The 13,526-nt window shown below is 42.3% G+C and carries 23 protein-coding genes; 22 read left to right on the plus strand and 1 reads right to left on the minus strand.

The window, feature by feature from the left end; all coding sequences use genetic code 11:
• Window positions 1–14: 14 nt before the first annotated feature.
• A complete protein-coding gene (locus ACJJII_RS15650) occupies window positions 15–995 on the minus strand; it encodes an integron integrase (RefSeq protein ID WP_444916843.1) in 981 nt (326 codons plus the stop codon).
• 389 nt (window positions 996–1,384) lie between these two features.
• Here ACJJII_RS15650 and ACJJII_RS15655 point away from each other — a divergent pair, with 389 nt between their 5' ends.
• The 22 genes from ACJJII_RS15655 to ACJJII_RS15760 all read left to right on the plus strand — a co-directional run bounded on the left by ACJJII_RS15655 (window position 1,385) and on the right by ACJJII_RS15760 (window position 13,481).
• The gene (locus ACJJII_RS15655) at window positions 1,385–2,578 is read left to right on the plus strand and encodes an IS91 family transposase (RefSeq protein WP_444916844.1); all 1,194 of its coding nucleotides are present in this window, start codon (window positions 1,385–1,387) and stop codon (window positions 2,576–2,578) included.
• 63 nt (window positions 2,579–2,641) lie between these two features.
• Complete coding sequence (locus tag ACJJII_RS15660; RefSeq protein WP_444916845.1) at window positions 2,642–2,962, plus strand: hypothetical protein; 321 nt, start codon at window positions 2,642–2,644, stop codon at window positions 2,960–2,962.
• Window positions 2,953–3,654 (plus strand): alpha-ketoglutarate-dependent dioxygenase AlkB, encoded by a 702-nt coding sequence (locus tag ACJJII_RS15665; protein ID WP_444916846.1) that lies wholly within the window; start codon window positions 2,953–2,955, stop codon window positions 3,652–3,654. The genes ACJJII_RS15660 and ACJJII_RS15665 overlap by 10 nt, the downstream gene beginning before the upstream one ends.
• A gap of 76 nt (window positions 3,655–3,730) precedes the next feature.
• The gene (locus tag ACJJII_RS15670) at window positions 3,731–4,048 is read left to right on the plus strand and encodes a hypothetical protein (RefSeq protein ID WP_444916847.1); all 318 of its coding nucleotides are present in this window, start codon (window positions 3,731–3,733) and stop codon (window positions 4,046–4,048) included.
• A 64-nt stretch (window positions 4,049–4,112) separates the two neighbouring features.
• Window positions 4,113–4,517 carry a DMP19 family protein gene (locus ACJJII_RS15675; protein WP_444916848.1) on the plus strand — a complete coding sequence of 135 codons (405 nt, stop codon included), beginning with the start codon at window positions 4,113–4,115 and terminating at the stop codon, window positions 4,515–4,517.
• Window positions 4,518–4,725: 208 nt separating this feature from the next.
• A complete protein-coding gene (locus ACJJII_RS15680) occupies window positions 4,726–5,199 on the plus strand; it encodes a hypothetical protein (protein ID WP_444916849.1) in 474 nt (157 codons plus the stop codon).
• Window positions 5,200–5,335: 136 nt separating this feature from the next.
• Window positions 5,336–5,653 (plus strand): hypothetical protein, encoded by a 318-nt coding sequence (locus tag ACJJII_RS15685; protein ID WP_444916850.1) that lies wholly within the window; start codon window positions 5,336–5,338, stop codon window positions 5,651–5,653.
• A 152-nt stretch (window positions 5,654–5,805) separates the two neighbouring features.
• Complete coding sequence (locus tag ACJJII_RS15690; protein WP_444916851.1) at window positions 5,806–6,336, plus strand: DUF6714 family protein; 531 nt, start codon at window positions 5,806–5,808, stop codon at window positions 6,334–6,336.
• 104 nt (window positions 6,337–6,440) lie between these two features.
• Complete coding sequence (locus ACJJII_RS15695; protein WP_444916852.1) at window positions 6,441–6,689, plus strand: hypothetical protein; 249 nt, start codon at window positions 6,441–6,443, stop codon at window positions 6,687–6,689.
• A 103-nt stretch (window positions 6,690–6,792) separates the two neighbouring features.
• On the plus strand, window positions 6,793–7,122 hold the full coding sequence (locus tag ACJJII_RS15700) for a hypothetical protein (protein WP_444916853.1): 330 nt from the start codon (window positions 6,793–6,795) through the stop codon (window positions 7,120–7,122).
• Window positions 7,123–7,220: 98 nt separating this feature from the next.
• Window positions 7,221–7,673: a netrin-like domain-containing protein gene (locus ACJJII_RS15705; RefSeq protein ID WP_444916854.1), complete on the plus strand. Its 453-nt coding sequence runs from the start codon at window positions 7,221–7,223 to the stop codon at window positions 7,671–7,673.
• Between the two features lie 47 nt (window positions 7,674–7,720).
• Complete coding sequence (locus tag ACJJII_RS15710; protein WP_444916855.1) at window positions 7,721–8,071, plus strand: hypothetical protein; 351 nt, start codon at window positions 7,721–7,723, stop codon at window positions 8,069–8,071.
• A 135-nt stretch (window positions 8,072–8,206) separates the two neighbouring features.
• Window positions 8,207–8,536, plus strand: coding sequence for a DUF1493 family protein (locus ACJJII_RS15715; RefSeq protein WP_444916856.1), 330 nt, complete (start codon window positions 8,207–8,209; stop codon window positions 8,534–8,536).
• A gap of 73 nt (window positions 8,537–8,609) precedes the next feature.
• Entirely contained in the window at window positions 8,610–9,092 is a 483-nt protein-coding gene (locus ACJJII_RS15720) for a hypothetical protein (protein ID WP_444916857.1), read from the plus strand.
• Between the two features lie 90 nt (window positions 9,093–9,182).
• Window positions 9,183–9,620, plus strand: coding sequence for a hypothetical protein (locus ACJJII_RS15725; protein WP_444916858.1), 438 nt, complete (start codon window positions 9,183–9,185; stop codon window positions 9,618–9,620).
• A gap of 94 nt (window positions 9,621–9,714) precedes the next feature.
• Window positions 9,715–10,068: a transposase gene (locus ACJJII_RS15730; RefSeq protein ID WP_413662312.1), complete on the plus strand. Its 354-nt coding sequence runs from the start codon at window positions 9,715–9,717 to the stop codon at window positions 10,066–10,068.
• Entirely contained in the window at window positions 10,020–10,907 is an 888-nt protein-coding gene (locus ACJJII_RS15735; protein WP_413662311.1) for an IS3 family transposase, read from the plus strand. The genes ACJJII_RS15730 and ACJJII_RS15735 overlap by 49 nt, the downstream gene beginning before the upstream one ends.
• 84 nt (window positions 10,908–10,991) lie before the next feature.
• A complete protein-coding gene (locus tag ACJJII_RS15740) occupies window positions 10,992–11,390 on the plus strand; it encodes an ankyrin repeat domain-containing protein (RefSeq protein WP_444916859.1) in 399 nt (132 codons plus the stop codon).
• A 103-nt stretch (window positions 11,391–11,493) separates the two neighbouring features.
• On the plus strand, window positions 11,494–11,802 hold the full coding sequence (locus ACJJII_RS15745; protein WP_444916860.1) for a hypothetical protein: 309 nt from the start codon (window positions 11,494–11,496) through the stop codon (window positions 11,800–11,802).
• Window positions 11,803–12,198: 396 nt separating this feature from the next.
• A complete protein-coding gene (locus ACJJII_RS15750; RefSeq protein ID WP_444916861.1) occupies window positions 12,199–12,510 on the plus strand; it encodes a transthyretin-like family protein in 312 nt (103 codons plus the stop codon).
• Between the two features lie 81 nt (window positions 12,511–12,591).
• Window positions 12,592–12,990, plus strand: coding sequence for a hypothetical protein (locus ACJJII_RS15755; protein ID WP_444916862.1), 399 nt, complete (start codon window positions 12,592–12,594; stop codon window positions 12,988–12,990).
• Between the two features lie 101 nt (window positions 12,991–13,091).
• Window positions 13,092–13,481, plus strand: coding sequence for a hypothetical protein (locus ACJJII_RS15760; RefSeq protein WP_444916863.1), 390 nt, complete (start codon window positions 13,092–13,094; stop codon window positions 13,479–13,481).
• Window positions 13,482–13,526: the final 45 nt, after the last annotated feature.

The following is a 13,526-nucleotide window of genomic DNA, read 5'->3' on the forward strand; positions in this document are numbered from 1 at the left end:
GCCGGGGAGCGAAATTAGTCAAGAGGACTGGTAACACCGCGCTCATGTACGCCTATAACATGGGTGTAAATCATGGTTGTACTGATATCGTTGTGGCCGAGTAGCTCCTGAATATTGCGTATATCAGTACCAGCCCGCAGAAGATTGGTGGCAAACGAATGGCGAAATGTATGGCAACTCGCTTTCTTACGAATATTGAGGGCCGAAACGGCCTTGGCAACGGCCCGCCTAACTTGCTGCTCGCCAATATGATGCCGTCGCATCATATCGCTGCGAGGGTCTTGCGATAGAAATCGAGCGGGGAATACATACTGCCAAGCAGCACTCGTCGCTGCTTGTGGGTACTTTTTCGCCAGAGCGAAAGGCAAATAGACATACCCATAGCCCTCAGCCAAATCCTGCTCGTGTAGAGAAAGCGCATGTGCTATTTGTACCTTGAGAGGCTTAATCAGAGACCCAGGCAGTAGTGTTCTTCGCCACTTCTCACCCTTGGACTCGCGTACTATCAAGCATTGATCACTAACATCAATGTCCTGTACCCTAAGCCGCACAGCCTCCATAACTCTAAGGCCCGAACCATACATTAATGAAGCAGCAAGCTTATTTGGACCGCTAAGATGCTCTAATACGGAGGTTGCTTCATCATGGCTAAAAGTAACAGGCAATCGCTTAGGCCGATGGCTTTTTTCGAATTGTAGTTGCCCTAATTCAATATCCAGAAACTGCTTATAGAGAAAGACAATTGCATTTAAGGCGGTTTTTTGAGTATTGGCTGACACATTACGATTGGCTGCAAGGTGACTTAACCACTTATCTATTTCAGCTTTTCCGAGCTCCTGCGGATGTTGCATCCCATGAAAGCGTATAAAGTCCTTCACCCAAAAGCAGTATGTCTTTTCTGTTTTGTATGCCAAATAGCGAGACCGTATAAAAGCCCTAAAACGGTCCATAAAGCGGGATGGTCGCTGGGGTAGCGGAATAGGGATGTCGTCCATTTTTACAGTCCGGATACTGTATGGATTAACAGTTTAATGAACATTTGACTGGGAGTCATCAGGATTTTCGATCAGTTTGACCGTTATTTTTGGCCTAGGTCCGGAATGTTTGAAAACCTATTTTATTTCAATGGGTTAGGGAGCTCGTATAAAATGGGGATAGTAGTCAAAGTGATCGTTTTTACATTTGGTACAGTGGTTCTGAATCATGAATAATATATTGATTTTACTTGGGTTTTGTGTATTTTTTCGTTAGATTGATTCCAGGATAGTAATCAGGATAATAGTGATCAGAATGATTACTATATAAATGTTGTACAAACCCGCTGCGCGGGAGTGGTGCCACTTTTAAATTATAAGAGGCATTTTAGAAACTGCACAACCGGGTATTGCAAAATATATTTTCTGCGTACAGTGGTTATTTATCTAAAACTGCGCAACCACTAAAAAATTTGAAAGCTATCTCATCGATTCAGGAGTGCCGTACAAAAGCGATGGGAAGCAGTTATTATCGTTGTAAGCACAATCATGTAACTGAACAGTACCACTCTTGCAGACACAGAAGTTGTCCTCTCTGCTCAGGTCGAAAACAGCTACAGTGGGTTGATCAGCAACGTCGTAAATTATTTGATACAGAGCATTTTCATGTGGTCTTTACTATTCCTCATGAGTATCTTAAATTATGGCAATACAACGAAGAAAGGCTTACAGATATACTCTTTTTATCAAGTAAAGAAACGCTATTTGAATTGATGGGGAGCAAGGCTTATCAGGGAGTAACCCCTGGGATGCTTATGGCTCTGCATACTTGGGGAAGACAGTTAACTTTACATCCTCATGTACACTGCTTGATGACCGCTGGCGGTTTGACTTTAAGGGAAAACTGGAAAGAAACAGGTGAATATTTATTACCTGTGCGAGTGGTTAAGAAACTTTATAGGGGGAAATTTCAAGCGCTTTTATTAGAACAGTATCGTGCCGGGTTACTCAAGCTCCCTCCCAATTGGTCAATAGGCCAATTTGATATCCTCTTTAAAGCTTGCTATCGCAAAGAATGGTCAGTTCGTATTCAGGAACGATATGAGCATGGTCGAGGTGTTCTGCTGTATTTTTCACGCTATATCAAAGGCGGTCCGCTGAAGCCAACGCAGATATTAAATGTGGATCATAAGGGGCTGAAGTTTCGTTATTTTGATCACCGTGACCAGCGACGTAAGCAACTACGGTTAAAGCCTCAGGAGTTCTTAAGGCGCATTTTGCAGCACATACCCCCGATAGGTAAGCATATGGTACGAGGTTACGGATTATATGCTGGATGTAACAAAAAAAAGCACGATCTATGTAGCAATCTCGTGGGTTTAATGAAAGATCAACCACTCCCGGCTGGATTACAAATCCAAGATCTGGTGGTAGAGTGTGGTCAGTGCCACGAGCCCACAAAACTGAGTGGCAGGGTGTGGTCTAAGACGAAAAAAGAAATTTCCTTTATAGAAGGGGCGGTGCTGCCAGATAGCACCGACGGGAATGTACAACATGGCGATGAACCAGACACTGCAGGAATGGGCCTCTTTAGTTCGGCCTAAATTCAATGCCAAGTCATTTTTTTTACCGCCTGCAGTGCAGGTTATCTAAGCGTTAAATAGCTTATGAAATATTTATACACCCTGTTAATGATGGTTTTTCTTTGCTCTTGTGAGATTAGTAATGAAGGGCCAAGAAGAGTTGAGTACTGGAAGGCAGAAATGGAATCTGTCAAGTCACATAGGACGAAAATTGGTTATCTAATGGTAAAATATAAAGCGTTTGAGCCTATTTTTAACCCTTCTGAAAATACATTAACGATTGTTGACTCTGGTGAGGCTAATAGTATCGTCTGCAGTAAATGGCACTATATCATCACATTCAAGGCGGACTCTAAAGGGGTAGTTAATGAATCTACAATGGAGCAGGCTGGGACATGTTTGTAGGCCAGCTATTTAACAAAACCAAGCAGGCTCGTCCATCCCCTTCAGGTCTTGACTGGACAGCCTACGCTGCGTGCCTCGCACGCAAACGCTCCGGCTGCCCCTGTTGGCAACGTTATACATTTTACGAAAAGAATATGATTCACGGTTTAACATACATAGAAGAGTTTATCTCCAAAGAAGAAGAGCAATTTCTACTAAATTCTTTGGATAATGAAGAATGGCTCACGAGTTTAAAGCGGCGAGTGCAGCACTATGGATATCGATACGACTATAAGACTAGGTTCGTTGATAGCTCTCTTTATCTAGGGGCACTCCCTGATTGGTCTACCAAAATTCTATCTCGCTTACATGCCAAAGAGTCTATTTCAGAAACCTTTGATCAGCTTATCGTCAATGAATACGAGCCAGGTCAAGGAATATCAGCACATGTTGATTGTGTTCCATGTTTCAAGGAAACAATTGTTTCTCTAAGTATTGGATCACAAGCAGAAATGGTATTTGGCAATAAACAGGTCGAGAAGAAATCCATTTTATTAAATCCAAGATCGGTAGTAATACTCCAAAAAGATGCTCGGTATAATTGGACGCACAGTATTCCAAATAGAAAAAGTGACTTAATAAACGAGCAGAGAGTTCAAAGGTCGCGCAGAGTTTCTTTGACGTTTAGACAAGTAATCAAAAAAAATGTATAACAAAGCACTCAAGTTGATGCCAAAAGCCCCACTTTTAGCACAACTTAGTGCGGCGTTAGCTATATAAGGACTGTTTGTGAAGATAGCTCAGGAATTGAATTCACTCCAAGAAGATCTATACCTTGAAGTCAAAGCTTTCAATGGTGCATCTGCTTGGGTAAATTCAGAAGATTTTGGTATGGAAAAGAACATTACCGAAAGCTTCGAATTCTATTTCAAGTTTCATAAGTTCTGCTTCAAGCACGCTGAATTTGAGTATCTATATATTGAAACCACCCTTGGGATTGATTATCACGGAGAAGAAGTTGGGTATTACTCTCTTTTCAGTGATTTAGATGGTGAGCCTGTTGATGATATGCTCATAATTACAGATGAAGAGCTTAAAAATAGCTAACAAATTCAGGTTACGGAAAATCTGCTGCGCAGTTTTTCGCAACTAAAGGCGTTAGGAAATTTGAATGGATACAGTAGCATCTGTTACAAAAAGGGAATTGTCTGAAGACCCCAGTGCTAAGCTCTGGGCATTAATCATGTACCTAGCAGAAAACGTTGAAGCTCAATCAAGCGAGCAATTCAGGACGTTTTGGCTTACGTACATTTATGATGCACAAGTGATGAATGGTGGGCATTTACAGTATTTCGTAAATAAAGGGCTTGATGAAACTGAAGAGACGATAGCAGCTCTGATAGCCATCGGTGCTAAGGAGCAAGCTTTAATATTGGAGGAATGTCTTAAGGAAGCATTGCAAATGAATATACCAAAGATTAATACGCTTCAAGAGTACTCGTCTTTGGCTGAGGCAAGCTCCTTTTCGCAAGATTCTAAATACTATAGTGTTAAACCTGAGGTTCTTGAGGTATAAGAAGCAAAGTTTGGCAGTGAACTTGATGATTGGGTAGAGGTGTGTTCCTAACAAATGCATCAATGATCGCTCCACTTCGCTCCACTTCGCTCCACTTCGCTCCACTTCGCTCCACTTCGCTCCACTTCGTTCCGCTGGACCGCCTTACGCTGCGCTCCAGGCGGCCCATTATGCAGGAGTTAGCAATAATAAGTAATTTGGAGTTTTTATGAATGTGTCAATGGGGAAAACCAAGTGGCAAAAGTTCGAAAATTATGCCCTTTTAATTATCTTGGTACTGGTAGGCTTGGGTTATGCTGCTTCAAAAATACCATCTTTGTTTTCCCCTGATGAGCGGCAAGTTGCTGTATCCGGTTACATTACGAATGCACAACAGAAGGGTATTTCTTGTAGTTATTCGGGCTTTGTATTTGATCGTAAATCTGAAGTAGAGAGAACATTTCTTACTTGCAATCCCAATAGTGTTATTCCTGGCGAAGTAAACTCCAAGGAAGAATTATTTAGTTCAATTGGTGAGCATGTGATAACTCCAGCTATTGAGTATCTCCCAAAAAATGAAATGGGCTTTGTTATCGCTATTACACAAATTGATCAAAACATGGTCGTTTGTACTAATGTCGAGCGTCAGGAAATCACGCAACAGTGGTTGGACTCTTATGACAATTACTGCATGCCTGGATAAAATTGCTAACAAGGCGTTGCAGTGGACTCCCAAAGCTATGCACCTTTTTTGTGTAGTTCGCTGCGCTCACATTATACACAAGGCGGTGCGCCGCTTCGGTCGCCTCTGAACGCGGCGTTAAATTTCCCTGTGAATTATGGAAGATATTCCCAAAATTAAGATAATTGAGGCTCTAATCCTAGGCATTGTTCTCCCTGCGATTCTGTCGGGCTATACTGCTTATCAACTACTTACGGGCGGAGATATCGTCTTTGGCAAAGGAAATCCTATCCGCTACCACGGAATTGATGCCTACTTTGTTTCTCTTCTCTACTTTGGTGGCTCGGGTGTTTTCTTTAGCAAATACTTTTTAGACAACATACATCCACATAATACTGATAAAGCTAGGGGTTTTATGTATGCCTCCTTTGCATTGATTACAGCAGGGCTAGTATCTGCAATTGTGTTAGCATGATAAATTTAACAAGGCGCTCAAATGCGTTCCGGCCCGTTGGGCCTCCACCGGACACAAAAGGCCATGGCGCGTTTCACTCTGCCACAACCTTTTGTGCCGTTTAGCTTGGCGTTAACTACCCAAGCGCCCCACCATCTTTAGATCAATGAATTATGATAGATCGTGAAAAATTGAAAGAAGAAATACGAAATGCATTTGGAGATGTAGAGTTTCCTCGGCATTGTGGTATTAGGGCGGCAGAACTAATAGATGGGTGGGTTGATGATAAAGAATTGTTAGCCAATGAAACAAAAGCGAGAGATTTCTGTGGGCATTGGTGGGATGTGCCCGAAGAGCATATAAGTGGACAAAGTTTAGGGTTTAACTACCTAGATGCTGAAGGGGTAGAGTTTTACCTTCCGGCATTTATGGTTCTGGCCATTAATAAGCCGACATATAAAAACTTGTATACATTAGCATATGAGCTTGTTCCAACTGAAGAAATAGAGCCGGATGATAAAGGATTGTTTAAATACTATTGTCAGAAATATTCTAAAATTACTGGATTAAAAAGAGATGTTACAATTAAATTCATGCAGTACTTAGTAGTGGCTCTGCGTGAATGCACTCCCGATATTCCTGGCTGGGATGGAAGAGAGGTGGAAAAGGCTTTATCGCATGAGTTTTGGAGAGCCAGTAGTTAACAAGGTGTTCAAATTCGCTCCGGTTGCAAAAGGCGCAACCTCCACGGGACAAGCTACACTACGTTTCGCTTGCCCCTTAACACAGCGTTATACGGATACTACCTATGGATAGAAAACTAGCTGAAAAAACAAGCTTGCTTGCACTTAAAATAGGGGCTGCAATGGATAATAATCTTGCTCTTATTAAGGATGGATGCTCTGAACAAGAGTTTAAAAACTACCAGCAAGCCACAGGAAAAGTGATGGGTGAACTACTTACTAGCTTCATGAACCCCATCTACGAGCAACACCCGAGCTTGAAGCCCAAGGAAATGGGTGGAGAATATGAAGTCGATCCCAAAATCTACAAATAGCCAGGATATAACAAGTTTATTAAACATCGTTGCAGCCAGAAAACGGCTGCAACTGGACGCGCTGAAAAACGCACGCCGTTTATAAAGGCGTTATGAGTCATAAATGAAGCAACTAAAACTACTATCTATTAGCGGCTCGGCATGTGCATTATTTTGCGCAGTCGTTTCACTAGTTTTCTACTTCGGTGATTGGAATCGCTTATTGGTCGTTAGTGCTCTCGGATTGTTCATTGGTTTTCTGGCAGCTCCTGAAATTGACCCCAAAGCTTTTAAGAAGGCGTGGCTAGTTCAGTTGGTTTGTGGTGCCATTGCAGGTGTGTTAGCTGGCTTAGCTTTTAGCTTTGCGGCCAATGTTCTCATTTATACTGCAATTATCGGTGGCTTCATCGGGTGGTCAGCTAATCTGTGGGTGAAACATGTTACATTGCCATAAAATAACTCATAACAAACTGCTCAATGATCAGCCAAGGAAACCTTGGCTTGGACAGCCACTGCTGCGCATTAGCAGGGCGTTATGCGTAAAGGAAGAACATGTTAAGAATAACAATTACATTAATTCTATTATTAGCACAAAGCCATGCCTTAGCATGCAGCTGCCATCTTGGCTCCGTAGAAGATAAACTTAAAAACGCTGAAAGCGTCTTCATAGGTAAGTCTCGTGAAGTCATCGTATTGGATGAAAAAAACGAGCTTGATGAAGACCGTATAATTGTAAAACTAGATGTCCTGCAAACCTTCAAGAATGCAGATTCTCTGATTACTCTTGATACACTCAATAATAGTTCAAGTTGCGAAGGCTACTGGTTTAAAGAAGGTCAAGAGTATCTAATTTACGCTTATAAAATTGAGGACAAATTAAGCACTTTATATTGTGGTGGCGTCATTCCCAAAGACACCAATAAAGATTCCACCTATCTAAAAGAGCTTAACCAATTAAAGCAACTAACTAGCATGCATAACAAGTTTAGGCAAGGGACGCAGTAAACTGCGCCGCTACTAAAAGCGTTATATTTCTGTAGGAGTCAAAATTAATGAAGATTAGAGGTGGTTTTACGCTGTTAACTGGTGTTATTTTACTAGCATCATGCACAAAAGAAAGTGATCCAAGATTGGTTGGCAAATGGACTTCATATGAAAGAGTTTATATGAGCAGTGAAAAAACTGAACCATTTGACAAAATTAAATATACATTTAATAAAGATGGAACAGGTGAGATGTTTATGGTGGGAGATAAGACTGCTCAGGAGTTTAAGTATGACCTAGTAGATAATACGGTAAAGCTTAGTTGTTTTTGTTCTGATATTGATCTTGTATCTCTCAGTGCTACTCATTTTGAATCGCAGGGTTCAGTAAGTGTCACAAAGTTTAAAAAATTACAATAATATAACAATGTTAGCAACATCAGTCGCTTCGCTCCTTGGGCAGCCTTGTCATTGCGCCAGCTGTGCATGGCTTCGCCATTGTTGCACAGCTACCACAACAACAAGTCTGCCGTTGCTAACGGCGTTACATGTTCTATGGAATCTGAAATCATCATATTTATATCTGAGTTTACTGCGGTAAAAGCAGAGAAAATAACCCCAGACACATTAATCAATATAGATCTTGGTGTAGATGGAGATGATGGAAAAGAATTACTTGAAGAATATTCAAAGAAATTTAACGTAGATCTCAGTACAATATCTGAGGTCTATTTTGGCCCAGAGGGTATACCAATATCACTTATCATCTTATGGCCATACTATTTATTACGTAGGCTGTTAGGGTATAAAACAAATGATCTGACTCCTTTACCAGTATCGCAATTAATCAAATCAGCAGAGGCCGGAAAATGGGTCAGCATGTAACAAGTAAAGGCAGCATCGCCCTGCGGGCTGGACTCGCTGACGCTCGCCGCTGCTTTAGGCGTTAAGGCTCATAATGCATCGAACATTATTTATATTAGTTTCTAATTTTTTATTGAGTGGTTGCGTCGGCACGGCCACTCTTATAAGTTGTGCTATAGATTCTCCAGCAGAACCTAGGCCAACCCAAAAAGTTGGAGAATTTGAGTTTGAGCTTAACTACTCAATCGATGGCGAGAGCAACCTGGTTAGCGATACTCTTGTTTGCAGCTATAGAGGTCGAGCCTGTGATGGCAGGGGCTTACACAATGAATGGAGTAGGACATTTATTAGCGGTTTAGATAAGGTGGTTTTAAAAAGGATATCTGAGCAACAACTAATTTATTATCCTCTTGGTGGCTGTCAACAACTTATGGATGGCAATCTCCCCGGTAACAAAAAGGGGGCAGCAATTGAAACAAAGCTGGCCACATCTACAAGCTGGGGCCCATTAGCCGAAAATGAACTTAAAGAGTATGGCATTCAAATTAATAAATTTCGCATCAAGAAAAAGCCTTAACAAGTCAATCAACTACGCGCCTTCGGCGCCCGACAGCTTACACTTCGCTTCGCTACGTTCCAGCTGCGGGTTATTGAAGCGTTAAATGCCATGAGCACTGCAATCACAATATTTTTATCAGCCACACTCACACCAATAATAATGGTGTTTTGGGGTAGGCTATCTCCCGCTAGGGAACTATCTGAATGGGAACCAAGTTTTGAGGAGCTTACCAAAAGGAATCGTTTGCTCAATGGCATAGCTTGCGTATTTTGTTTGGCTGGTATTTTTGCACCACTGCCGTTGTTCAACTACCTCCCAGAGGAGGTTCATGGGTGGCTTGTAGGTCTTGGTTTCGGCCTTATGATTATTCTTCCCGTTCTGTTTATTTCATTGGCTACTTTGCCAAGAGGAATTTCGCGCTTCTATGAATTTTGGCGATTTTATGAGCTGCACTATAAGATTGGACTCAAAGGCATTATGGCAGTGTACATACCCCTAATGGCCCTCGGCTTGGTGTCAGTTTATGAAATCACCAAAAACATTTAACAAAACAATCAAAGGCGCCCCTACAGGGCTGGACCTCCGCACGAAACCTTCCCCCATTGAGTAGACGCCTACCTTTTGAATAGGGTAGGAAAAAATGCCGAAAATACTGAGTGAAGAGCGAGTTGTTGAATATTCAACAGAATTCAAAGTTAGAGTGGTAGCTCTCACTAATCAACTGAAAGTAGATACGACTACTATCGCCAACATTATTGGTTTGCATCCAGTAATGGTGTATAGATGGCGACAGGAAAGTAGAGAAGGCAAGCTGGTCGAGAAGCCCAGTCGTAGAATAAGTATGACAAAAACAACGAAAAATCGGTCTCAAACCGATGATAAAGAGATAAGACGTCTAAAAAAGCAGGTCGAGAAATTGCAAAAGGAGAATGATTTCCTAAAAAAGTGGGAAATGTACCTGAAAGATCCAAAGCTGAAAGATTCTCGTTCATAGCTCTTAATCGATCAGACTTTGGTGTCAGGTACTTATGTAGATACTTGAATGTTTCACCCCAAGGGTTTTATAAGTGGCTCAATCGAGATGAGAGCACTCGTGACATAGAGAATAGGCGAATTCTAGGGTGTATCGAAGCTATCTATACACAGCATGATGGTAATTATGGAAGTCCAAGAATTAGCGCAGAGCTGAAAGCTAATGGTGAACGAATAAATCACAAACGCGTTGAACGCCTTATGAGAGAGGCTGGAATCGTGGGGAAAGCTGGAAGGATCTATCGTCGACGCCCTTTGCCTGGAAATCCTTATATTAAGGTTGAAAACCTACAAAGAGAGCATGGTATGCCGAGTAAACCAGACTCTCAATGGGCTGGTGATGTAACCTATCTGAAGATCAATGGACAATGGCAATATTTAGCTGTGATTATTGATCTTTACTCCCGGAAAGTGTTGGGTTGGGAGTTGTCGGATACTCGAACTGTTGAGCTAACACTGTCAGCGCTAAATAAAGCTGTTCGTCGCAGAAATATAGAATCAGATCTAATATTTCACAGTGACCGAGGTTCTGAGTACGGTGCTTATGCATACCAAAGTCGACTCAAAGAACTGGGTATTGAGCCGAGCATGAACCGTCCAGGATTTATGAATGATAATGTGTATGTAGAATCATTTTTTCAAACACTGAAAACTGAGAGTTTCAAAGGATTTAATTTTGAATCCGTTGAGGAACTAAGAGCTAACTTAGCTTGGTATCTTGATAGGTACTATAACTTTAAAAGAAGACATGGTTCACTTGGGTTCAAAAGCCCAGATGAATATGAAAGAATGGCCGCATAAGATGAATATAAGGTGGCGTCTACTTTAAGGGGGGAGGCTTCCACTGCGTGCTCCGGCCCTTTATCGCGGCGATAGGTATACACGATGAATCAAGCAGTTAGAAAGTTGCTGAGCCAAGTCGAGGATGTTCCGGATTTTTCTGGAATTCAGCTGAACGATATAAACGATACCAATAGCTTTGGCGATAATGCATTACACTGTGTCTGTGTTTGGGGTGATCTCGAAGCGGCAAAAATATTAGTCGAGAATGGTATCGATATTGAGCAAAGGGGTGAAGGTGGTTTTACTCCATTAAAGGTCGCAGAAGATTTCGGTCATCAACAGATAGTGGACTACCTTATATCAAAAGGAGCCAGCCTTAAGGCCCTGGATGTAGAGTTTGAATTTGATCCAGAAGCTGACTCTAAGCATATGAAAAAGCTAGAGCAGGGAATTGAAGAGTTGCAAAACAAAATACAAGCGGAGTGTGGTAAGAATACCTAACAAGCAGCAGCACGAAAGCCCAGCAAAAAGCGCCGGGCCGGACGGCCTACATTGCGCTTCGCTTCATTTCGGCCGCCCGTGTGCTAGGCGTTAAGGCTCAATTATGAAAATCGTCATTTTCCTGATACTGCCGATATTAATTGCTCTTGCGTGGAAGTATATAAGTATTGCAAGTGAGACTTTGAGGCATCTCAAGCTGGGGAAAGATCCAGAGATTGACCCAATGCAGAGTGCGATATTGCCTGAAATAATAGCCGTGCTAATTTTAAGCTTTGTGTCTTACGTAATTGTAAATATATTTAGCCCTGCAAATAGCGTTAAATTTGTCGCATCTGGGCAGCTGGTATTCTTAATATTTCTTGCTCCTTTCACATTAAAACATTGGTGGGGGCTTAGGCAGGTTCAGCCTTAACAAAGCTGCGTATTCTGGCGGTCGATTTTTAGATGTTCTGTAGCTACTGCAAGCATCAATCTCTATCTGAGCACTTTTTCCTGAGAGTTTTCCTGAAATTTGGTACCGCAGTTTCGCTTCAGTGCCATCTTTTTAAGTCAGCAAGCCCTGCAAGCCAGCTACGCCATCATGGAGTGCCAATCAGATAGTTAACCGGTTGGGAAAGTATGGTATTTTTCCCTTTAAATTTATCGGGCAGTGACCAGCCAAAGTTGGCTGGTAGTGAGCAAGTAGGTGGTTCAGTGCGCGCCAGCCATAAACAAGCTAGTCAAGATCGCCCAACCCCTTCGGGGTTGGGCTGGACAGCCTACGCTCCGCTTCGACTGCCCTTGCTAGCAACGTTAAGTGCATGAGAGAATGAAGACGTCAGTAGCAATTGCTTTACTTATATTAATTTTGAATGGTTGCGCTACACCACAAACCTATACCGGAACGGTAACTGATTGCCAAGATAATCCGATTGCTAGAGCAGAAGTAGAAGCATGGGAAAACGAATGGATTCCTTTTCACTTGCCTGGCAAACATGGAGAAACCAAAACGGATGAAAATGGAACTTTCACATTAAGCACAGAAAAAGGGGCGAGCTTCTTCGTTTATTCAGGTAGTAAACTAGTATTTACAAGCTACCATGGGAAATCGGAGACCAAGTGTGCCAAAAATAACACTTAACAAATCGTGGCAGCAAGGGCGCTTCGCGCCGGGACGTCTTACACTTCGTTCCAGCCGCCCCTGCACTCTGCGTTAAGCATCATGAGTAGATACATAGCAATTTTACTGTTCTTCGTCAGCGCACATGGGTGGGCAGAGTGCCCCAGTACTGATCCCGAAGAAACACTAGAATGTTACTTTAACGCCGTAGATGCGCAGGATGAGCAGGGTATTGCGGAAGTGTTTCTAGATTTTCCAGGGTATCACTTTAATGTCTCGGAAAAGCCGGAGCGCGAAATACATAAAAAAATGACCTTGGCTAAAAACTTGGTGGGTCCCATGTCTAACGGTGAAGTTCCCATTTGGGCCCATAAAGGCAACAGAGAAATATGGATTATAGAAACCTACTCAAATTGGTCACATATAGTTTCGTTCTACTTAAAAGAAAAACAAGGCAAATGGTATGTTGCGGGATATTCGTCGCACAATCAGCCAGAGTAAATGCTTAACAAGCGGCTGTTGTCGCGCCTTTGGCGCTGGGAAGGTCATTCCGCTGCTTCGCGGCTCCACTGCCGCCCCAAAGCCGGTTGTTATGTTTCAGCATGAATAGAATTCTGATTACGATAATAAGCCTCTTGGCATCTTTTTCCTGTTCTGCACTCAGCATTCATTGCGGAGCAATAGATGAGAGCTTTAAAAAGTACGCATCAGAAGTAGATGTCGAGTACATTCGCGATGTTGATACCTGGGTCATTATAATTAGGGCGCCTTTAGTTATTGAGGGACTTCCTTTTGGCTTGGCAAACATTCATAAAGGGAAAGACGGAAGTGTTTTTAGTGCTCACCTCCGTACATATGAAAATAAAGGCAAAATCGAGGCTCATTTCTATGCCAATGAAGAAAGCTTGGAGGGTATGTCGCTTTGGATCTCCTACGGAGAGCAATGCCAAAAGGGTTTTAATGTACCACTAAAACATAACAAGCGGCTGTAGTCGCCATGCGAAAAACGCATGGCTGGGACGGCCTTTCCGCTGCTC

It is taken from the genome of Microbulbifer maximicatervae (SeqCode), from assembly GCF_052467825.1.